At 69.4% G+C, this 20708-nt stretch carries 20 protein-coding genes and 1 pseudogene; 6 read left to right on the forward strand and 15 right to left on the reverse strand.

Features of this window, described 5'->3' with window-relative positions; genetic code table 11:
- Positions 1-114: 114 nt before the first annotated feature.
- From STSP_RS05700 to STSP_RS05710, 3 genes and pseudogenes are all read right to left on the reverse strand, one after another.
- Positions 115-546 (reverse strand): SMI1/KNR4 family protein, encoded by a 432-nt coding sequence (locus tag STSP_RS05700; protein ID WP_067272912.1) that lies wholly within the window; start codon positions 544-546, stop codon positions 115-117.
- A gap of 328 nt (positions 547-874) precedes the next feature.
- Positions 875-1522, reverse strand: coding sequence for a hypothetical protein (locus STSP_RS05705; protein ID WP_157902777.1), 648 nt, complete (start codon positions 1520-1522; stop codon positions 875-877).
- Positions 1523-1685: 163 nt separating this feature from the next.
- Positions 1686-2387: pseudogene (locus STSP_RS05710) on the reverse strand (tyrosine-type recombinase/integrase); the annotation flags it as partial.
- Positions 2388-2509: 122 nt separating this feature from the next.
- On the opposite strand from STSP_RS05710, the gene STSP_RS05715 reads away from it, so the two are divergent.
- The 3 genes from STSP_RS05715 (at position 2510) to STSP_RS05725 (ending at position 7028) form a co-directional block, all read left to right on the forward strand.
- Positions 2510-2848 (forward strand): YciI family protein, encoded by a 339-nt coding sequence (locus tag STSP_RS05715; RefSeq protein WP_067272919.1) that lies wholly within the window; start codon positions 2510-2512, stop codon positions 2846-2848.
- Positions 2849-3373: 525 nt separating this feature from the next.
- Positions 3374-3706 (forward strand): hypothetical protein, encoded by a 333-nt coding sequence (locus tag STSP_RS39985; protein WP_067272922.1) that lies wholly within the window; start codon positions 3374-3376, stop codon positions 3704-3706.
- Between the two features lie 163 nt (positions 3707-3869).
- Positions 3870-7028: an FG-GAP-like repeat-containing protein gene (locus STSP_RS05725; protein ID WP_067272924.1), complete on the forward strand. Its 3159-nt coding sequence runs from the start codon at positions 3870-3872 to the stop codon at positions 7026-7028.
- 378 nt (positions 7029-7406) lie between these two features.
- Here the strand turns inward: STSP_RS05725 and STSP_RS05730 are convergent, their stop codons facing one another.
- Positions 7407-8177: an SDR family NAD(P)-dependent oxidoreductase gene (locus STSP_RS05730; RefSeq protein ID WP_067272927.1), complete on the reverse strand. Its 771-nt coding sequence runs from the start codon at positions 8175-8177 to the stop codon at positions 7407-7409.
- A gap of 105 nt (positions 8178-8282) precedes the next feature.
- Between STSP_RS05730 and STSP_RS05735 the strand changes: the two genes are divergently transcribed.
- Positions 8283-8936, forward strand: a complete 654-nt coding sequence (locus STSP_RS05735; protein WP_067272930.1) for a TetR/AcrR family transcriptional regulator — start codon at positions 8283-8285, stop codon at positions 8934-8936.
- Between the two features lie 18 nt (positions 8937-8954).
- Here STSP_RS05735 and STSP_RS05740 read toward each other — a convergent pair whose 3' ends face one another.
- The 8 genes from STSP_RS05740 to STSP_RS05775 all read right to left on the reverse strand — a co-directional run bounded on the left by STSP_RS05740 (position 8955) and on the right by STSP_RS05775 (position 15419).
- Positions 8955-9515 carry a CGNR zinc finger domain-containing protein gene (locus tag STSP_RS05740; protein WP_067272933.1) on the reverse strand — a complete coding sequence of 187 codons (561 nt, stop codon included), beginning with the start codon at positions 9513-9515 and terminating at the stop codon, positions 8955-8957.
- Positions 9516-9576: 61 nt separating this feature from the next.
- The gene (locus STSP_RS05745; RefSeq protein ID WP_067272936.1) at positions 9577-9771 is read right to left on the reverse strand and encodes a hypothetical protein; all 195 of its coding nucleotides are present in this window, start codon (positions 9769-9771) and stop codon (positions 9577-9579) included.
- Between the two features lie 66 nt (positions 9772-9837).
- Entirely contained in the window at positions 9838-10890 is a 1053-nt protein-coding gene (locus STSP_RS05750; protein WP_067272939.1) for an alpha/beta fold hydrolase, read from the reverse strand.
- A gap of 59 nt (positions 10891-10949) precedes the next feature.
- Positions 10950-11276 (reverse strand): hypothetical protein, encoded by a 327-nt coding sequence (locus tag STSP_RS40900; RefSeq protein WP_067272941.1) that lies wholly within the window; start codon positions 11274-11276, stop codon positions 10950-10952.
- 95 nt (positions 11277-11371) lie between these two features.
- Complete coding sequence (locus STSP_RS05760; RefSeq protein WP_067272944.1) at positions 11372-12298, reverse strand: SDR family oxidoreductase; 927 nt, start codon at positions 12296-12298, stop codon at positions 11372-11374.
- A gap of 30 nt (positions 12299-12328) precedes the next feature.
- Complete coding sequence (locus tag STSP_RS05765) at positions 12329-13066, reverse strand: SDR family oxidoreductase (protein ID WP_067272947.1); 738 nt, start codon at positions 13064-13066, stop codon at positions 12329-12331.
- Positions 13067-13142: 76 nt separating this feature from the next.
- Complete coding sequence (locus tag STSP_RS05770; protein WP_067272950.1) at positions 13143-14150, reverse strand: aldo/keto reductase; 1008 nt, start codon at positions 14148-14150, stop codon at positions 13143-13145.
- 291 nt (positions 14151-14441) lie between these two features.
- The gene (locus STSP_RS05775; protein WP_067272953.1) at positions 14442-15419 is read right to left on the reverse strand and encodes an alpha/beta hydrolase; all 978 of its coding nucleotides are present in this window, start codon (positions 15417-15419) and stop codon (positions 14442-14444) included.
- 227 nt (positions 15420-15646) lie between these two features.
- Here STSP_RS05775 and STSP_RS05780 point away from each other — a divergent pair, with 227 nt between their 5' ends.
- Positions 15647-16306, forward strand: coding sequence for a response regulator transcription factor (locus STSP_RS05780; protein ID WP_067272955.1), 660 nt, complete (start codon positions 15647-15649; stop codon positions 16304-16306).
- Here the strand turns inward: STSP_RS05780 and STSP_RS05785 are convergent.
- The gene (locus STSP_RS05785) at positions 16296-16658 is read right to left on the reverse strand and encodes a response regulator (RefSeq protein WP_067272957.1); all 363 of its coding nucleotides are present in this window, start codon (positions 16656-16658) and stop codon (positions 16296-16298) included. The genes STSP_RS05780 and STSP_RS05785 overlap by 11 nt on opposite strands.
- Before the next feature lie 71 nt (positions 16659-16729).
- Positions 16730-18049: a CHASE3 domain-containing protein gene (locus STSP_RS05790; RefSeq protein WP_232789535.1), complete on the reverse strand. Its 1320-nt coding sequence runs from the start codon at positions 18047-18049 to the stop codon at positions 16730-16732.
- A gap of 218 nt (positions 18050-18267) precedes the next feature.
- On the opposite strand from STSP_RS05790, the gene STSP_RS05795 reads away from it, so the two are divergent.
- Complete coding sequence (locus STSP_RS05795; protein ID WP_067272962.1) at positions 18268-19167, forward strand: LysR family transcriptional regulator; 900 nt, start codon at positions 18268-18270, stop codon at positions 19165-19167.
- 309 nt (positions 19168-19476) lie between these two features.
- Here the strand turns inward: STSP_RS05795 and STSP_RS05800 are convergent, their stop codons facing one another.
- A complete protein-coding gene (locus tag STSP_RS05800; RefSeq protein WP_067272965.1) occupies positions 19477-20511 on the reverse strand; it encodes a DUF4331 family protein in 1035 nt (344 codons plus the stop codon).
- Between the last annotated feature and the right edge of the window lie 197 nt (positions 20512-20708).

Consider the following 20708-nt stretch of genomic DNA (forward strand, 5'->3'; position numbering starts at 1 on the left):
CGGACGGCGAGTGGCCGGGACCAACGGGGACCGTCGGCGAGCGCTCTGGGAACGCGCAGGTCAGCGTCTTGCCACGTCAGCTCGGATCCGGTTACGCGATCCACCAAACTGGGGCTACCGCCACCAGTCGCCATCGGCGGGGAGGGAACGGTGCAGGTAGTCCTTCAGCTCCCGTGCAGCCCACAGCCGACTGTCGTTCTCGTGGTCCCAGACGAAGATGTCCGGTCGCTCGGGCGTTAGCACGAAGGCGAATTGGTCGCCCCCGCTGTTGTCGCCGAAGAACAGCAGTGGATCGAAGGGCATGTACAGGCCCGGGAACGTATCGGGGGACCAGAACAGCAGGTTCTTCTCCACAATCCGATCCAGCGACCACACCGCGTCAGTCCCGTACTCATCGACTATCCCGTCGGTCTCCATCAGTAGAGCAGTCAGCTGCGACGGCAAGCGCCGGCCAAGGCGCCGCTCCGCTTCGGCCAGAGCGGTTGCGTCAACGGGTGCCCTGAACTCGACCTTGGCCGAGGCTTCGGCAGCGGTCTCTATCCACATGAGCGCAGCCTAGGCGGAAGAGCTGCCCGCCCCGACGGCAGGCGCTGTACAGCAGCGGGGTACCGCAACCCCAGCAACCACCCCTGTCCCTACCGCCCTTTCAGGGCCTTGTGGTGGCCGGTATGACCGTCGCTGACCGACCCGGCTAGAGCTACGGATCAGAAGGCCTCTGACATCCGCGGCTGACATCAACGACGCCGGACAAGGGCAGACACGAGCACCCCAGTCCAGTCGCCACGACGACAGACAACGGCGCCAGGGCCACCCCTCGATCGAACTCCTAAAGCGGTTGTCGCCAGCCCGCCCCGTCGGTGACCGGCCGGTGCGCCTACTCGAAAGTGGGAGCGATTGCCATCAACATGCTGCTGTTTGAGCCCTTGTCGGCGGCGGCTGTGGTGGGGTCGATGCTGGATTCCTCTGCGACCGTCGTCGCCCAGCAATCCCCCCAGGTCGCCGCCCAGTCGCCGGCCAGGTCGCTGTCGGGGTCGAGATCCTCGGGCTGGCCCGTGATGCCGTAGGCGTCGAGGAGTCGTCGCTCGACACCGAACGGTTCGCCCAAGGCGAGCTTCGGGTACTCACTGATCCAACGCCTAAGAATCCGTCCGCGCTCGGCGATCAGCCACGCCTCCCCGTCGTTCTGCTCGCTGTGGAAGAAGAGTTGAGCTTTGCCGAAGTGCGCGCTCAACTCTCGGCACAGGTCAGTGACGGGCGCTGTCTGCTGCGGGTAGGGCAGGCCGAAGTACGGTCCGACCACCAGGGTCCATCCCTGCATGGGTGGAGTAACGACGACCGTGGAGAACGGCTCCTCCTCGTCGTGCGCCACCTCGTCGATGAGTTCCACGCCGTCGACCCAGGTGGTCTCCCGTACATCAGTCAGGCCAAGGGCCTTCACCACCTCTGCCTGATCGACGGTCTCGACCGCGAGCCATGAGAGCCAGCAGGCGCGTATGAGTGGTGCGGAATCGGATGTCCCCATGGCCTGCATCGTAGGGCCGTACGAGTATGACTCGTGCTTCCACAGCGGCCGTCGAGGCACCGGACGGACGTGCCAGATGCGTGCCAGATCTCGCGGAGAACCACAGGGAGCACGGGGGAACAAGTCGGCAACCGCTCGGACGCCGTACACGTTCCGCCGCAGGTCAGAACAAGTTCTTCGCACGTTCGGCGAGCACCAGGTCCTCGAGCCCGGCGGCGACTTCTCGTTGCCGGTCCTCACCGGAGTGCTGATAGATGAGCGCCGCCTTCTCGGAGGACTGGCCGGCGCGCACCATCGTGTCCCGGAGGGTGGCGCCCGAGCGCGTCGACAGGGTGTGTCCGGTGTGACGAAGGTCGTAGAAGCGGAAGCCGTCCGGGAGCCCCGCAGCCGCGCGAGCGCGACGCCACTTCCGCCCGAACGAGGTGCGCCGGAATGCCGCGCCCTTCTCGCCCACGAAGACCAGCCCATCGGGGCCCTTCTCGGCGAACCAGTCGAGATGCCGCTTCACCTCCTTCTGAAGGAAGGCCGGGAGGACTCCGACACGGGCGCCCGCGTCGGACTTCGTCGGGCCGGGAGCCCGCTTGCCATTGGTCCGCTCAGGCTCGGCGACACGCACATGGATCACGAGATTGTCGATGTCCACATCCCGGCGACGGAGACCGGCCAGCTCTTCGGGCCGCATCGGACCGTAAGCGCCGAGGTAGACCATGAGGCGCCAGCGGATACCGATCGCGTCGGCGAGGGCGTCGACCTGGGCGACCGTCGCGATGCGCCGTTCTGCCGCCGACTCCTTGCCCGCCCCCTTGATCCGGCACGGGTTGCGGGTGATCAGGTCGTCATCGACGGCCGTCTCAAACACCTGTCGTCGCTCCGCCGACCTCTCGTTGAAGCGGGGCGAGACGACCGATGAGAAGCTGACACGCAGTCCGTCTGAATGGGAGCAGCGACGAGGCGGCCAGGTGGTCGCTGAACAAGGAGGCGAACACGATGGCGCGGTACCTGATCTCCTTCGACGACGGATCGATGAACTTCCCCGAGGAGGACCTCCCGGCGGTCGGCGAGGCATCCCACCGGGTGGTCCAGGAGGCCAAGGACGCAGGTGTCTGGATCTTCGGCGCCGGAGTGGACCGTCAGCAGGCGAGCATCGTGGCCACCGATGGCACGGTCACCGACGGACCGTTCCCCGAGACCAAGGCGGTCGTCGGCGGCTTCTCGATCATCGAGGTCCCGTCGCGCGAGGACGCACTGATGTGGGCTGCGAAGATCGCCGAGGCGTGCCGGTGCGCACAGGAGGTGCGCGAGATCATGTACGACCCGGAGAGCTGAGCCACCGATCCGAGGAGTCCTCAGCCGCGGCGTTGGGGCGATCATCACAGCGCTGCGATAGCCAGAGCGGCCCCGGGGGTATCCCTGGGGCCGTCTCGGGGCCGCCAAAGGGTGCTCAACGACGACCAACGCTGACAACCAGCGGCAGCTAAGCCGCAGGTCACAGCGTTGATCGATTACATGGCCGCAGGTCAGAGACCCGGCCCTTCACTTCTTCGGCTACTGGTGGACGTGGCCCGCCCGTCGACACAAGTGCCGTGCCCCATCCGTGCCCGATCCTGCGGGGAACGTCGGGGAACCACGGTGACGAGCGGGCACCCCGCAGTACAACGGCCCTCGACCATTCTCACCTGGTCAGGGGCCGTTCACGTACGCGGTGGTTGTGGGATTTGAACCCACGGTGGCTTGCGCCACGACGGTTTTCAAACCACACCACCCATCAATCAGCGGTCAGGGCGTTCCTGACCTGCACAATTCAGGGCCAATATCCCCCAGAGGAGGCCGTCTTGGCCGGAGGTTGGCCGCATGCACTACCGGCGCACTGACCGCGGCGGCCGCTCCTTCGACCGCCGCGACGACCGTGGCGGCTTCCACCAGGACCGTGACCGTGGCGGTTTCCAGCGCGACCTTGACCGGGAGCGTGGCGGTTTCTGCCGCGACAGCAACCGTGACGGTTCCCGTCGCGACGACCGCGCCGGCCACCACGACCGCCCGTACGGCCGCCGCGACGACACGCCGCGCTGGAAGCGCAACGGCTCACCCGGTCTGCGCGGGCTGACGCCAGATCCGGAAGGACCCAGACCCGGAAAGCCGCACACCCGGGAGGGCCCTTCCGGGTTTCCCTTTCCTCCGCCATGAGTGATTCGTGAACACATTCGAATTCTGTGTATGTCCTGTGTTAGCTTTCGGCGCCTGCTGGAGGCCTGCTCCGCATCGCGCCACGTCGGTGTGCACCACTTGCGCGTGTCCGTGTGTGTCCGCGTTGAGCTGCCTCCTCATCAACAGCCAGTTGGAGGTATGCGTGACAGGACGACACTCGCCTGCCCGCAGACGCACGCTCATACGCACGGGCATCGCCACTGCCGCCGCGCTCGCGGTCGCCGGCGGTGCCATCCCGTTTCTGCTGCAGGGAGCCCAAGCCGATCCCACGCCCCTCACGATTCCGGTCCCCGATCGGTTCGCACCGCTGAAGAACACCGTGCATGATGCGGGCGCCTCGGGCTTCCTCACCAGGGAGGAGCAGGAGGGCGACGCGTACAACACCGGCTTCGGCCCCATGAGCGGCTACCGGTGGATCCCGCAGAGCGGCGAACCGCAGGCCGTCGGCTCCGACCCCGCCGATTCCGGTGTGCGAGTGGACGGATCGGCCTCCGATGTCGTCGCCCTGTACACGAAGGCGTCCCGCACGGTCGAGCTGAAGGACCTGAAGGCGGGTACGTCGACGACGTTCACGCTGCCCGACGGGCACATCTACCTCGGTGCCACGGGCGGCGCCGTCCTCACCGCCACCTCGAAGGACACCGGCGACATCGAGGCGCTGCACGTGCTGCGCAAGCCGGACGGCGGCGAGCTCACGGACACCACAGTGACCGGTGCCGTGCCCGCGTCCGCGTGGGCGGTCGGCGCCGACGGGCACACCATCGCCCTGCGCACCCCCGTCACCGGTGGCCAGCAGATCACGCTCGTCGACCTGGAGGCCGGGCGCGCGGCCCTGGCCTTCCCGGCCGCGTGGGCGAGCGCGCAGCTGCAAGTCGTGCTCTCCGACAAGTACGTGGGCTGGTACGACAGCGAGAACGGCGACGACAAGGTGCATCTGCTGCGCCGGGACACGCTCGACGGCGCCGAGACGACGGTCGCCGTGGCGGGCAGCAGCGAGTACCCGGCCAACGTGGCGGTGCTCGGCGACTACGTCCTCGCCACCACCGGCTATTCGCCGCAGCAACCCTCCGACGAGTACCAGCTGCGCCGGGGCGGGGAGCTGCGGGCGCTGCCCATCGGCGGCGGCGACGCCAAGACCCTGCTGCCGCACGCGGCCCTGTCCATGGCGGCCGCGCCCGACGGCGGCGTCCTGGTGACGGGCGGCGCGGACGCGGGCCACTGGGCGGTACGCAAGGCCACGGTCGACGCCGACGGCCTGATCGGCCTCAGCACGCTGCGCGAGCTGCCCGCACGCGCCGGCCAGCTACGTGAACTCGCGCTGTCCGCCGGAGTGCTGGCGACGACCGAGTGGGACACCAACTCCTACCCCTCGGTCTTCAAGCGCACCCTCGACCTCGGCGACAGCCCGTCCGCGGGCGACCGCTCGGTGCTCCAGGAGCCCGCGGCGACGGACAACGCGAGCGACGTACGCCGATACGCGGGCACCCTCCCCGTGGGTACCGGCGACGGCCGCTTCGCGTACAAGGACACCTACGCGTACAGCACCTCGAAGACACACCTCGAGGTGCGCTCCTCGGCGCAGGACTCGCTGTCCCTGCCGCTGCCCACGACCGACGCGGGCGGCCTTCCCACGACATACGGCAGCAAGGTGCTCTCCGCGTCCGGCCGCTATGTCGTCTTCGGGCAGGGCACCGGCCCCAACGACCACCAGTACGTGGCGGACATGGCGGCGGCCGGCGGGCCGAAGATCATCTCCGAGCGGGTGGGCGGCGGAAGCGCCGTGTGGGGCACCAGGCTGTGGACGGTGGGCGACACCGACGGCACCATCAAGGCCGTCGACCTCAAGTCCAAGGAGACCGCCGACACCATCGACATCGGCTGCACGCCGACCCGGCTCCAGGCCGTGGGCCGCTGGGTCGCCTGGGACTGCGCCTCCGGCTCCGGGCTCTACGACCGTACGACGAAGCAGAAGGCCGGCCTTCCGGCCGCGGGTGAGCTGGGCGACGGTTATCTGCTCAGCCTCGACAAGGACGCCGGGAAGGTCCGCCTGACCGACTTCCACACCGGCACCGTCGGTGACACCCGCGACCTGGCCGATCTGCCCGGTGCCACTGGGAAGATCACGGCCGACCGGTTCGGCGGCGGCGTCGCCTGGCTGGACACGGCCACGGGCGTCGTGCACGCCCAGTCCACCGGTCTGCCCACGTCCCCGCTCGCCAGGATCGAGGCGCACCCCGACACGTCCGTCAACCTGAAGTCCACGACGGACGCCCGCTGGGACGGCTCCTGGCAACTGTCCAAGCCCGCGGCATCCGGCGCACAGGTCGTGATCAAGGACAGGGCGGGCCGTACCGTGCGGACGCTCAACGCCACCACACGCGGCGCCGCGCTGACTGCCGCCTGGGACGGCAAGGTCTCCGACACCAGGTACGCGACCGACGGGACGTACACCTGGACGCTGACCGCGGCGCCGAAGGACGGCCAGGGCGCGGCCCTGCAGCTCATCGGAAGCATCACGCTGACCGGCGGCGCACGCGGCCACCACGACCTCAACGGCGGCGCGGGCGACCTGATGACGCTCAGCTCCTCCGGCTACCTCACCACCCACTACGGCGACGGCAAGGGCGCCTTCGGCAGCAAGGCGTCCGGCTCCGGCTGGCCGGCGGGCACCTACGCCGTGCCCTTCGGGGACCTGACCGGGGACCGCTGCAACGACCTCCTGGTCCGCATGCCCGACGGCATCCTGCGCCGCTACACGGGCAAGTGCGCGGGCGGCGGCTACAGCCCCAGCGGCAGCTACAAGGCACTGGGCACCGGCTGGCAGCAGTACAACGTGCTGACCGCGCCCGGCGACATCACCGGCGACGGCCGTACGGACCTGATCGCGCGACAGGCCTCCACGGGCGACATCTACCTGTACGCCGACAACGGCTCCGGCGGCTTCAAGAGCCGGGTGAAGATCCGCTCGGCGTGGACCACGTACACGCACATCACCGGCGTCGGCGACCTCAACGGTGACGGCTTCGGCGACCTGCTCGCCCGCCACAGCGACGGCACGCTCTTCCGCTACGACGGCACGGGCGCGGGTCAGTTCAAGGACCGGGTCATCGTCTTCACGTCCTGGGGCAAGACGTACAACGCGATGGTGGGCGTCGGGGACATCACCGGTGACGGCAAGGGTGACCTGGTCGTCCGCGACACCTCCGGGAACCTCTACCGCAACGACGGCAAGGGGAACGGATCATTCACCTCGCGCACGCAGATCGCCACGGGTTGGCAGGTCTACAAGGGCCTGTTCTAGAAGACTGCTGAACGTATCCGTTTCTGGCCCCGACTCGGTCGAGTCGGGGCCAGCCTTGTAGGCATGCCGGGGGAATAGGCCGGGGAGACTGTCGGGCCGGATTGAGCGGGGAGCAGCGGGGAATCACGGTGAAAGCGACCGAGCCCGCGCAGTCCGCAGACTGGCCGTTCGCCGTCAGCACCCGACTCCGCCCCAGAACATCGCAGCTTCCCAAGCTGAGAGCGCGAGTTCGATTCTCGTCACCCGCTCCACGCCAAAGGCCCAGGTCAGAGACCTGGGCCTTGTTTGTTGTCCCGTCGATTCGAGGGCGGCGTGAGTCGCTGGTGCCATGGCATGTGCGGCAGGCGCGACAGGTGCGGGAAGCTCCGGATCCGTGCGCTACGCGGCGATGACGGCAACCCCTGTCCTGCCCCCGTCGACGTCCACCACGGTCCCGTGCACGAAGGCCGCTTCGTCGCTGGCCAGCCAGACCACGGCATACGCGATGGCATCCGGTGTGCCGACAGCACCGGCCGGGGTGCCCTTCATCATGATCTCGCCCGGATGTGGCTCGCCGCCCTCCGGGGCCGGGGGCAGGACGACGCCCGGCGAGACGGCGTTCACGCGCACGCCCATCGGGCCGAACTCCGCGGCCCACGCACGCGTGAGCGTCTCCATGGCTCCCTTAGTGGAGCTGTAGAGCGCGCCGAGAGGGACGCCCAGGCGCGCGATCCACGAACCGAGGTTGATGATCACCCCGCCACCGGACTCCGTCATGGTCGGCGCTACGGCAGCGGTGAGGAAGAACGGGGCCTTCACGTTCACTCCGTAGACCTCGTCGAACGTCTTCTCGTCCGTGGCGGTGGTGGCGGGCGCCGGGTAGATGCCGGCGTTGTTCACAAGGATGTCGATCCGCCCGCCCAAGGCCTCCCGGGCCCGATCGGCCAGGTCCTGGGAGTTCTCCGCGCTTCCGTCAAGGTCCGCCGCCAGGAAGTCGGCCCGGCCGCCGGATGCGCGGATCCCTTCGACGACCTGTGCTCCCCGTTCCCGATTGCGCCCGGAGATGATGACGTGAGCCCCTTCGGCGGCGAACGCTTCGGCGATCGCCTGCCCGATGTTGCTGGTGGACCCCGTGACCAAGGCCGTCTTGTTCCGCAGTCGTTCGCTCATGACGTGTTCTCCCTTGTGCGGCCGCGTGCGTCTTGCCGTGCGCGGACCACTGTGCGTCGTGGAAAATGGACCAGCAAGTCCAGAAATTCGCGATGAGGAGGCCTGATGTCGGACGCGCCGACCGAGAAGGGCCGTGCCACACGGGCCCGCATCGTCGAGGGTGCAGCCGAGGTGTTGCGCGAGCAGGGCGTCGCCTTCACCACGCTCGACGACATCCGTGGCCGCACCGGCACGAGCAAGAGCCAGCTCTTCCACTACTTCCCCGGCGGCAAGGACCAACTGCTGCTGGCGGTAGCACAGTTCGAGGCGGACCGGGTGCTGGAGGACCAGCAGCCGCACCTGGGGCGGCTGGACTCGTGGGAGTCCTGGCGGCAGTGGCGGGACGCCGTGGTGGAACGCTACGAACTACAGGGCGACCACTGCCCGTTGGGGTCGCTGTTCCTCCAGGTGGGACGGTCCGGCCCCGGCGCGCGGGCGATCGTGACGGGGCTGATGCGGCAGTGGCAGGAGCAACTCGCCCGCGGGATGCGCGCCCTTCAGGCAAACGGCCTGGTGCCGTCGGACCTCGATGTGGACCGGACGGCCGCCGCGCTGTTGGCGGGCATCCAGGGAGGCGTGACCATCATGATGTCCACGGGCGACTCGTCCCACCTCAAGGCAGCCCTCGACACCGGGATCGAGCATCTGCGCACGGCAGGACGAACGGAAGGGTCGGGAGGGAACCGGTGCGGGACTGACGGGGCACCGCCGTGGCCGTGACCGGCGCCGCGTGCACGGTCAGCGGGTCACCGCGGGCGCGGTCTTCTTGCGGGCGCGGTATGCGGCTGCCTTGATCTTGTTGCCGCAGGACTCCATCCCGCACCACTGTCGGCGCATGCCCCGCGAGCGGTCGATGTAGGTGCGGGTGCACTCCGGGTTGCCGCACTCCTTGAGCAGGGGCACGTCCGGTCCGCTCAGTAGCTCGACTGCGTGGCGCGCCACCACGGAGAGGGCTTCTTCCGGCGTCGCCTGAGTCCATCGCCCCGACGGAGTGAGCTGCGGCACCGCCGGCGGCTTACGGGCCGCGTTGTTGACCACGGTCAGCGCCGCCCCGTCGTACTCCTCTCCCAGTCGACGGGCGGTGACCAGCTGGTAAATGGCTTCCCTGACGGTTGTCGCCTGCTCGACGTCGGCCTCCTGGCCGGGTGAGACCGCGTCGACGATGCCGGACTCCACGTACCATGCGTTCAGCCTGTCCGGCGTCACGAACATCTCGAAGCGCACGGTACGGCGCGCACGGAGCGTGGCGGCGAAGTCGAGTGCCGGATTCCCGCAGACGAAGACATGCTCAAGGTTCATGTCACCATCCTGACAGGTGACTCTTGCCCCGGGCAAGGTGCGCCACCTCGGCCGCCACCGCTCAGAGGCCGAGGTCGGCGGCGAGACAGGAGAAGGACGTCCACGATCTCTCGGGATCGTAGGCGTATCGCGCCGGGTCGTTCGGTGCGACCGCCTTCTCCTCGACCATCTCGTCGTGACGGATACGCTCGGGCAGCTTGCCGAACCGCGTTCGGCGTGCCGCCGCAGCACTGTCCGTGGCCTTCTCGTTCTCCATGGTCGAACTCCTTTCAGGTCTTCAGCGGAAAGGGCCGGTCACCGGTCGAGAGGGTGACCGAGAGGGTCAGAGACGGTCCACGTCGATGACGGCCTGAGCGAAGGCGGTGGGTGCCTCCTGCGGCACGTTGTGGCCGACGCCCGCCAGGGTCCGGTGCTCGTATGCGCCGGTGAACCTGTCCCGGTACGAGATGCCGCCGCCCGGCGCGGTGAAGGGGTCCTGGTCGGCGTCGAGGGTGATGGTGGGCACCTCGATGAACGGCCGTGTGGCGAGCCGCCTTTCGATCCCGTCGTAGCGGCGCTCCCCGTCGGCGAGGCTCAGGCGCCATCGGTAGTTGTGGATGACCACGGCCGCGTAGTCGGGATTGTCGAAGGCTGCCGCGGTGCGCTCGAACGTGGCGTCGTCGAAGTCCCAGGTCGGGGAGACGGCCTCCCAGACGAGCCTGGTCAGGTCGTGGCGCAGGCCCTTGTCCTCCATGGCGAGCCGGCCTCGCTCGGTGGCGAAGTAGTACTGGTACCACCAGGCGTACTCGGCCTTGGGCGCCAGCGGCTTCAGGTTGGCCTCGCGGTTGGTGACGAGGTATCCGCCCACCGACACAAGAGCCTTGCAGCGTTCGGGCCAGAGAGCGGCGATGATGTCGGCGGTGCGTGAGCCCCAGTCGAAGCCGGCCAGCACGGCCTTCTCGATCTTCAGGGCGTCCATCAGCGCGACGATGTCGAGGGCGATGGCCGACTGCTGGGCATTGCGGAACGTCCCCTCGGAGAGGAATCGCGTCGTGCCGTGGCCGCGCAGATAAGGGACGATCACCCGGTAGCCACGCTCGGCCAGCAGCGGGGCGACATCGACGTAGCTGTGGATGTCGTACGGCCAGCCGTGCAGACAGATGACCACCGGACCGTGCGCGGGGCCGAGTTCGGCGTACCCGACGTTCAACAGGCCGGCTCTGACCTGCTTCAGCTGCGGGAACACGGTGTGTGCGACCGGGGCGACCTCGGGAACGGGCGACGCCACGGATTCGCTCCGTGCGTCGGCGGACGCGGTCGGCAGGCCGGCCAGCGACACCGCGGCCGCACCCGTGCCCAGCCCCAGGGCCTTGCTGAAGACCCGCCTGTTGATCATGTGAATCCCTCCGCACGTCTGCGTTTACCGGCTTGCCCGATGGCCTGACTGTGACACGGTCACGCGTCACCAGTCAAGATGGTGATGCAATCCCCTTTCGACGCAAGCGACATTGGGCATTGCTTCGAAATCATCACTAGCTTGACTGGTGACACGGGCGCCACCAACCCCGAGCAGCTGCTTGCGGCCGGCTGGGCCGCCTGTTTCCTGGGAGTCGTGCGCCGCGCCGCCGTGAGCGCAAGGTCAGGCCGGCGAGCACCGCCGTCACCGGCGAGATCACCCTCCACCACGGTGACGACGACGAATTCGGCCTGGCCGGCGTTCTCCATCTCGAACTCGGCGGCGTCGACCAGCAGACCGCGACGGAACTCGGCGCCGCCGCCCACCGGATCTGCCCCTACTCCAAGGCCACGCTGATTTGTGGACTGCAACCCCAGTCGGTGACCTGGGGTTGGTTGTCGTCCGGGCCCGTGGTCGCGCATCAACCCCGCAGCGCGATCGGCGCCTTGGCCGTGTTCGCCGGGTGGGCGGTGAGGAGATCGGGCAGACCGACGCGGGTGAGGAACTCGCGGCGGATGCGGTCGGCGACGTTCGAGACCTCTTCGGAGCCGTCGTCGGCGGGGTCGATGTGCACCCGATACGGGCGCTGTCCGGCGGGAAGCGCGACGATGCGGGCGATCTCTTCGGAGACCAGGGAGGCGTCCGCATCCTGGGGGGCCAGCGCGGCCAGCTTCTCGGCGACCTGCTCCATGAGGCCGGGGTACCTCGTCTCGTATGCCGCCTCGACGGCGCCGTCGGCCGGGTGGCCGGAGTGGGCGAAGTGGTTGGTGCCACTGGTGAACGAGCCCGGCACCACGATCGAGGTCTCCACGCCCCAGCGGGCCAGTTCGGCGGCGTAGCTCACGGCGAGGGAGTCCATGGCGGCCTTGGCGGCGAAGTAGGGGCCCAGGTAGGGCGGGGTGCCTCCCTTGACGCTGGAGCTGGACACCCAGATCACCAGGCCATTGCCGGCCGCGCGCAGGTGTGGGAGCGCGGCGCGATTGACGCGCTGGGTGGAGAGGACGTTCACGTCGTACAGCTCCGCGAGTTGGGCGGGCGTGAACGCCTCGGCGGGGCCGGTGACCATGTGACCCGCATTGTGGATCAGGACGTCGATACGGCCATGTTCGGCGATGACCCGGTCGATCGCGGCGTCGACCGACTCCTGGGAGGTGACGTCGAGTTCGAGGGTCCGCAGGTCCACGCCGTGCCCCTGTGCATAGTCGGTGGCCGCCTGGGCCTGGGGGGCATTGCGCGTGGCCGTCTGCCGCATGCCGGCGTAGACGGTGTGGCCTGCGTCCGCGAGGGCGCGGGCGGTCAGGGCGCCGAAGCCGCTGGAGGCGCCTGTGATCACAACGATGTTGCTCATTTCTCGGTCTCCTTGAGGAAGTCGGGGGCGTCAGGCCACGCCGCCGTTGGCGAACAGCACCTGCCCGTTGATCCAGCGGGCCGGCCCGGCGAGGAAGGCGACCGCCTCGGCGATGTCGTCCGGCGTGCCCAGGCGCTCCAGCGGGGCCGTCTTGGCGAGGTTGTCGATCGCGGCCTGGTCCTTGCCGTCGAGGAAGAGCGGCGTGGCGGTGGGGCCGGGGGCGACGGCGTTGACGGTGATGTCCTTGCCACGCAGTTCGCGGGCCAGGATCAGGGTCATGCCCTCGACGGCGGCCTTGCTCGCCGTGTAGGCGCCGTACGCGGGGAACTGGAGCCGGGTGACCGAGGTGGAGAAGTTGATGATCGCGCCGCCGGCGCGCACCCGCCGGGCCGCCTGCTGGGAGACCACGAAGGTGCCGCGGATGTTGGTGCGGTGCATCCGGTCCAGATCGTCCAGGTCCAGCGTGGCGATCGGCGACAGGAGCATGATGCCCGCCGTGTTGACGACGACATCGATGCCGCCGAACTCCCGCTCCACGGCGTCGAACGCCTCCGCCATGGCGTGCTCGTCGGCGACGTCGCCGCCGACCGTGATCGCCCTGCCGCCGACCGCGGTGACCGCGGCGACCGTCTCGTCGGCGCGGGCCTTGTTGCCGGCGTAGTGGACGCCGACGGCAATGCCGTCCCTGGCGAGGCGCTCGACGACCGCGCGGCCGATGCCGCCGGAGCCGCCGGTGACCAGCGCGACGCGGGTGGTGGTGTCCGTCATGGTGATCCGTCCTTCGGTGAGATGCCTCGCGGTCCCGGTGGGCCCGGCGGAGGCTGTGGATGGGCTGAGGGCGGGGTCAGCGTTCGCTGTCGAGGGTGGCCATGAGGGGGGCTGCGTAGCGCTCGCCGGCGGCGGACCCGGCGGGAACGGCCGCTTCGATCTCGGCCAGGGCGTCGGCGTCCAGGACGAGGCCGGTGGCGGCGAGGGATTCGGCCAGCCGCTCCCGTCGTCGGGCGCCGACCAGCGGGACGATGTCCTGTCCCTGGGCAGCCACCCAGGCGATGGCGATCTGGCCGGTGGTGGCGCCCAGGCGCTCGGCGACGCGTCCCAGTGCCTCGACCAGGCGCAGGTTGGCCTGGAGGTTCTCGCCCTGGAAGCGGGGGCTGTGCGCACGGAAGTCGCCGGCGCTCAGGTGCCGTGTGGCGGTCCAGTGACCGCTGAGCAGGCCGCGGGAGAGCACGCCGTAGGCGGTCAGGCCGATGCCGAGTTCGCGCAGCGTCGGGATGACGGAGGCTTCCGGGCCGCGGGAGAGCAGCGAGTACTCGATCTGTACGTCGCTGATGGGGGCCACGGCCGCGGCGCGGCGGACGGTGTCCGCGCCGACCTCCGACAGGCCGATGTGCCGGATGAAGCCGGCCGCCTGCATCTCCGCGAGGGCACCGACGGTCTCCTCCACGGGGATGTCGGGGTTGAGGCGCGCCGGGCGGTAGATGTCGACGTAGTCGGTGTTCAGCCGCCGCAGGGAGTAGGCGAGGCGGTCCTTGACCGCGGCCGGGGACACGTCGTAGGGCACGGGCTGGAAGCCGCCGTCCGGGGTGCGGCGGGAGCCGAACTTGACGCTCAGAACGACGTCCTCGCGCCTGCGCTCCTTCAATGCCCGTGCGATCAGCAGTTCGTTGGCGCCCGAGCCGTAGAAGTCGGCGGTGTCGATGAGGCTGAGGCCCGCGTCCACAGCGGCGTGCAGCGTGGCGATGCTCTCGGCGTCGTCGGCCGGCCCGTACAGGTCGGACATGCCCATGGCGCCCAGGCCGATGGCAGACACCTCGGGGCCGCTCGTGCCCAGCTTGCGGGTGGCGATGGTCATCGAGTTCTCCCTGTGGGACGACTTGTCGGAAGAGCGGAACAAGGTGAGGAGGCTGGTGGTCGGCCGGCGACGGTGGGTGTTCGGGCGCACCGCGGCAGACCGGCGACGGTCGGGGGCAGCCGCGGTGTCCTGGGTGAACCGGGAAAAGCGGCCTTGGCAGTGGTGTACGGGCCGAGGAACGGCGGGGCGGCGCGGGTCGTGGGCCTCGGTGACGCGCCTTGTGGCCGGGAGCGGCCGCGGGCGTGAGCGAACCCGGCTGCCGCGACCCCACGCGGCGGCGACAGCGTCCCGTCAGACGGCGAGTGCCGTACGCAGAGCGGCGACGGCCTGGCGGATGGCGGCCTCGGCGGCGTGGGTCTCGCGCAGGGCGTTGAGCATCACGAAGTCGTGGATGATGCCCTGGTAGCGCACCGCGGTCACGGGGACACCGGCCTGGCGCAGCTTGTTCGCATACGCCTCGCCCTCGTCGCGCAGGACGTCGGCCTCACCGGTGATGACCAGCGCCGGCGGCAGTCCGGCGAGCTGCTCGGTGCTGGCCCGCAGCGGCGAGGCGGTGATGTGCGCGCGCTCCTTCTCGTCGGTCGTGTACTGATCCCAGAACCACTTCATGGCCTCGCGGGTCAGGAAGTAGCCCTCGGCGAACCGGCGGTAGGAGCCGGTGTCGAAGTTCGCGTCGGTGACCGGGTAGAACAGCACCTGGAACGTCAGCGGTACGTCGCCGCGTTCCTTGGCCATCAGGGTCAGAGCGGCGGTCATGTTGCCGCCGACGGAATCGCCGGCGACGGCCATGCGGGAGGCGTCCAGGCCCTTGCCGGCGCCGTCGGTCACGACCCACCGGGCCACGGTGTAGTTCTGCTCGATGGCGACCGGATAGCGCGCCTCCGGTGACAGGTCGTACTCAGGGAAGACCACGGCGGCGCCGGTGCCCGCGGCGAGCTCGCGGACCAGGCGGTCGTGGGTATGGGCGTTGCCGAAAACCCAGCCCGCGCCGTGGATGTAGAGCACGACCGGGAGCATGCCGACCGACCCGGCCGGCTTGACGACACGGGCCCGGACGCTGCCCGTCGGACCGCCCTGCACGGTGATCCACTCCTCGTCCACGGCGGGCTTCGCGATCTCGCCTGACTGGACCTCGTCGACCGCCTTGCGCCCCTCGGCCGGGGGCATCTGGTACAGGAACGGCGGCTGCGAGGTGGCCTCGGCGAACGCCGCCGCGGCCGGCTCGAGGATGGTGGCGACTGGAGTGACGGGAGTAAACGTCTCGGACATGATGCTCCTCCACTGAAAGGGCGGGGGGCTGGACCGGCGACTCGGCGGGGAGCCGCCTCGGATGTCTCCCAGTCTGGTCACGGGCCGCCCGGACGGCTGTCGAGCCGACTTCAAAGCCTGTGTCGGTGGCCCCGAGGCCGTATGTGGGGAAAACCCCACGATCCGCCTCGGGTAGCCGTCGCCTCGCACCCTCCGGCCGGCTCGGCGCGGCCGACTAGGATGCGTTCATGCGTGAGCCTCTGCGTGCGGTGCTCGGGGAAGACCAGCCGATCGTTCGTGAGGGCATCACGGCCATGCTGGAGCGGTCCGGCATCGAGGTCGTCGCGGCGGTTTCCCACGCTCCGGACCTGGTCAGGGCGGCCGCGGAGCACAAGCCCGATGTGGTGATCACTGACATCCAGATGCCACCGGACCTCGCCGACGACGGCCTGCAGGCGGCGCGGCGGATCCGGGCCGAGCAGCCGGGTACACCCGTGATCGTGCTGTCCCAGTTCCTGGACGCCTCGTACGCACTCGACCTCGTCGGGGACGATCCGAGTGGAATCGGCTACCTGCTGAAGGAGAAGGTCGCCAGCCCGCAGATCCTCACGGACGCGGTGCAGCGGGTTGTAGCCGGCGGTTCCGCGCTCGACCCGGACGTCATCTCCACGCTCGTCGGCCGGGGGCGAACCGCCGGTCCGCTGGACGGGTTGACCCCCCGGGAGAGAGAGGTTCTGGCGCTGATGGCCGAGGGGCACTCCAACTCGGGCATCGCGAAAAAGCTCGTCGTGACGGTCCCCGCCGTGGAGCGGCACGTCACCGGGATCTTCCTCAAACTGGGCCTGCAGCAAGCCGAGTCCTCACAGCACCGCCGCGTTCTCGCCGTGCTCCACTACCTCAGGCGATAGGCGAGAAAAGGGCTTTCAGGTCTGTGTCGAACAGCCGGTCCTTGGCCACGAAGCTCAGGATGCCGGCACCGGCCAGTTCCTCGGCCGACCACGCCGCCGGATCGGTAGAGGTCAGCACGATCCTCAGCGGTTGTCCCTCGTGCGTGAGCGCTCGGGCGACGGAGAGACCGTCCTCGTCCGGAAGGTGAAGATCGAGCAGCACGCCATCGGGGCGGTACTCCCGGACCGCCGCGACCGCCGATGCCCCGTCCGGCGACTCGGCGACGACCCGCAGCCCTCGCGCGGCCAGCAGTGCCCTGGCAATGCGACGGAATCCGGGGTCGTCGTCGACGACCACGACATTGACTGACATGGGGCCAGCATCTCCGACGGAACAACCTGCAGGCCATGGGGCCAACCCCACGTTGACCCCTTCAGAGGGCCTCAGGCCGGTATCGGGATCCGCGCCAGGATCGTGGTGCCGCCGCCCGGGGGCGACTCGATGGTCAACGTGCCGTCGAAGGCGGCCACGCGGTCGGCCAGCCCGGTCAGACCAGTGCCGGCCGTGGTGGCGCCCACGCCGCCGACACCGTCGTCGACGACTTGGATCTGCAGGGTCTCCCCGAGGTCGAGGGAGATGTCGATCCGGGACGCCTGGGAGTGCTTGACCGCGTTCGTCACGGCCTCGGCCAAGACGAAATAGGCGTTGGACTCCACGGCACCGGGAATCCTCCGGTCAAAGTTGCTCTCGACGACGGCGGGAATCGGGCAGCGGGATGCCAGGTCCCGCACCGCCGCGACCAGACCCTTCACCGTCAGCACGAGCGGGTAGATCCCCGATGCGAGTTCCCTCAGCTCGTCGATCGCCGTCTGCGCGTCGGCGATCGACTGGTCCAGCAGCTCGGTGGCGGACGCTTCCTTATCGGCGACCAGCTCCCGTGCGAGTCGGAGCCCGATCATCAGGCTGACGAGTCGTTGCTGCGCCCCGTCGTGCAGGTCCCGAGCCGTACGCCGGTGTACCGCCTCGACGTTCTCCATGATGCGCCTGCGGCTGTCCTGCAACGAGGCCGCCATGGTGTTGAAGGCGGCACCCAGCGCACCGATCTCCGCCACCTTGCTGGGGGCGATCCGCACTCCGAGGTCACCGTCGGCGAGCCGCCCCGCCGCAGCCGCCGCGCCACGGACGGGCCGCACGACGGCCCGGTGCTGGAGCACCGTGAAAGCGGCCACAAGCGCAGTGGATGCCGCCAGCCCCACAGCTGCCGCGGTCACCGCCCGCCGCCCGTTGGCCCCTGCGGTGTCCTCGCGCGCCGCGAGCTTGGCCCGTTCGTCCGCCGTATATGTGTCGAACTGGGCCCGCAAGGCATCGACGCGCCGCTTCCCCTCGGCCGTCGCTGCCAGACCGGACGCGGCGGGATCACCCCGCCGGACTGCCTCCACCAGCGGAACCGAGTAGTCGTTCACCAAAGAGTCGACGTCCTGCGTGATCTGTCCGGCAATGCGCCGCTGTTCGGGAGAGGTAGCGGTCTCGGTGAACCTCCGCGCTCCCGCAGGGAGCTCGTTCCGCGCCGCCTGCCACGGCTGGAGGAACTCCTCACGCTTGGTGATCAAGAAGCCGCGCTGCCCCGTCTCGAGGTCCAGGACCAGTTGTTCCAGGTTGCCGGCTTCTACGAGGGCCGTCCGAGAAGCGCGTCTCGCCGATGTGGAGCTGTTCGCGTCGGCGATCGCCCACAGCAGGACGGCGAACGCGACGCCTATCAGCAAGGCGAGCAGGCCGCTCGCCGCAATCGTGAGGCTCGTAAGCCCCAGTCGCGGACTCCCGTACCCTGGTCGCACCCTCATGCCCTGCCCAGCGATAGAAGAGATGGAAACTCCGCCAACCGGCAATGGGAGTATCAAACCGCAGCCATGGGCAGGTCCAATGCCTTTTGTGGTGCGCTCGATAACCACAGGGCATCGGTGCAGGAAGGCTCGGAAGTGACATGCCTGATGTCCCGACGGATCTCGATCTGCGCAAACTGCGGTACTTCGTGGCCGTGGCCGAACTGCTGCACTTCGGCCGGGCGGCCCTCGCCCTGCACGTCACCCAGCCCGCGCTGTCCCGCCAGGTACGGCAGCTCGAGCGCGACCTCGGGGTCGTGCTCTTCAACCGCACCAGCCAGGGCGTGACCCTCACCGCCGCAGGCGAGCAGTTCCTGCACGACGCCCGGGCTCTGCTGGCCGCCGGGCAGGCCGCCCGGGACCGGGTCCGCCGAATCGATGCCGGCGAGCACACGCTGACCGTCGGCTTCATGCTCGGCACGGACGTCACCGCGGCGCTGAACGCGTTCTCCGCGGGCCACCCCGACGTCCCGATCGAACTGGTCCGCATCCGCTGGTGGGACCAGGCACAGCCGCTCCTGGACGGCACCGTCGACGTCGGCTTCGTACGGCTGCCCGTCGACTCCGACGACCGACTGGACATCCTGCCGCTGTACCCGGAGCGGCTCAGCGTCGTCCTGCCCGCCCGTCACCCCCTGGCCGGCGAGGCCGGGATCCGCATCACCGCCCTCGCCGACCGACCGGTCCTGCAGTACGCCGACGCCACGCCCGCCTGGGCAGCCGTCTGGAACGCCGTGCCGCGCCCCGACGGCACCCGGCCGCCACAGGGACCCGTCTTCCACGACATGGAGGAACTACTCGGCTACGTCAGAGCAGGGCGCGGCGTCGTTCTCGTACCGGAGCCGGTCGCCGTCGTCTTCCCGCGCCCCGACATCGCCTATGTCCCGGTGACCGACGTACCGCCGGGCCGGGTGGCCCTCGCCTGGGACGACGCACGGCGGTCCGCGCTCGTCACCGACTTCGTCGAGGCCGCCCGGAGCACGTTGCGGCTGAGGGAGTAGGCCCGGAGTCGGTCGTACTCGGTGGCGACGTCCGGACCCACCGCGCCCTTCTCGTCGATCCGGCCGATCCGCATACGCGACGGCGCCCAGCCGTGTGACGACGCCCAGGACGAGGATCACGAAGCCGATGCTCTTGAGATTGAGCGGGCGGGCCCACCTCCACGCCCCGCCATAAGCGCATTGCATGAACGAGCTGTCGACGCCTCGCCTGTCGAGTCGCGCCCCACGGGCCGGAGCGGCCGAGCGAGGACCGGAAGCCCACAGCCAGCGGACGGCGGCCCTCGCTCACGGACAACAGGTCTGGCGTGGTCAGGAGACGGAGGGCACGTAGGGGAAGACCGAGGACGGCTTGGCCGTGACGGACTCCTTGCCGATGCCGAGGGTGACGGGGGTGTTGGCGGCGAAGGAGAACATGACGTCCGGGGCGTTGTCGCTCAGTGAACGGCCGTTCCACCCCGCGAAGCCATAGGCGGCTGCTGTCCCAACGGTGTACGGCAGCACATTGGGCAGGATCCTGTCGACGACGGTCCGGGCGTAGGCTTCCGGGTTCTCGGCAGTGCCGTAGGCACGCACCACGCCCGCCACCATGTCAGTGAGCAGCTTGCCGTGGGTCTGAACGTCGTCAGCCGGCGCGTTCTCGTTGAGCCGGTCGCCGAGGTCCTCGTTGAACTGGGTGAACAGCGGGTGGATCATCGGCAGCCCGGCCCGGTTGACCGGACGCCACCCGCCGGCGTCCGTGGCCAGCGAGGCCAGACCCCATACGCCGATCCGATGGCTCTCGCCCGCCACCGGCAGCAGCTCCTCGTCCGCGATCTCCAGGACGATCGAGTAGACCGTGTGCCCGGCGAACAGGTTCTTCGCCTCCGCCGGGTTCCAGGACGAAAGGTCGACGGTCGTGCCGTCCTGAAAGGCGTGGCCTACGGCGTGCAGCACATCCGGCTCGATCCAGAACGGGTCGCCCGCCTTGCCGACCCAGGTCCTGCCGCCGTCGGCGAGCTCGACGATCTCGCCTGTGCGTCCCTCAGCGATCACCGTGCCCGCCGCGAAGGCGTCGCGGGCCTCCGGACCCGCCAGACGGCGAAGCCGGTAGCCCTGTGTCCCGTCCGCGTCGGCGTCCGAGAAGGTGAAGCGGTAGGTCAGCTCCTCTACGGCGTCACCATTGCCGTCGATCTTGAACTCGTACCTGCCTTCCGGGTGCAGACCGCGGGGGATGTCCTCGCCCGCGAGCGAATGGCTGTGGTTCGTCACGAAGACCGTGCCGCGCTCACCGCGGAAGACGTACAGGTCGGTGATGTCCAGACGCGGGTCCTGGCGGGCGATGGGGGAGTCGAGGTGGTGGGACATGGCGCTCTTGCCTTTCTCTGAGGGGTCGGCAGAGCGAGGTCGTTCCGGTGGCGGAAACAGGAGCTTCACCGCTGTGACGGGCGTCCGCCTGCCTCTCTCTGCGGTGGTTTCAGTCTGCTGAGAGCGGCTGCGGAAGGCTGTCTAGACGCCTCCACAATCACCGGCCGCACGCCCTACTCCGAGCTGTGGGGTTAACC

Source organism: Streptomyces jeddahensis (assembly GCF_001642995.1).
Classification (GTDB): Bacteria; Actinomycetota; Actinomycetes; order Streptomycetales; family Streptomycetaceae; genus Streptomyces; species Streptomyces jeddahensis.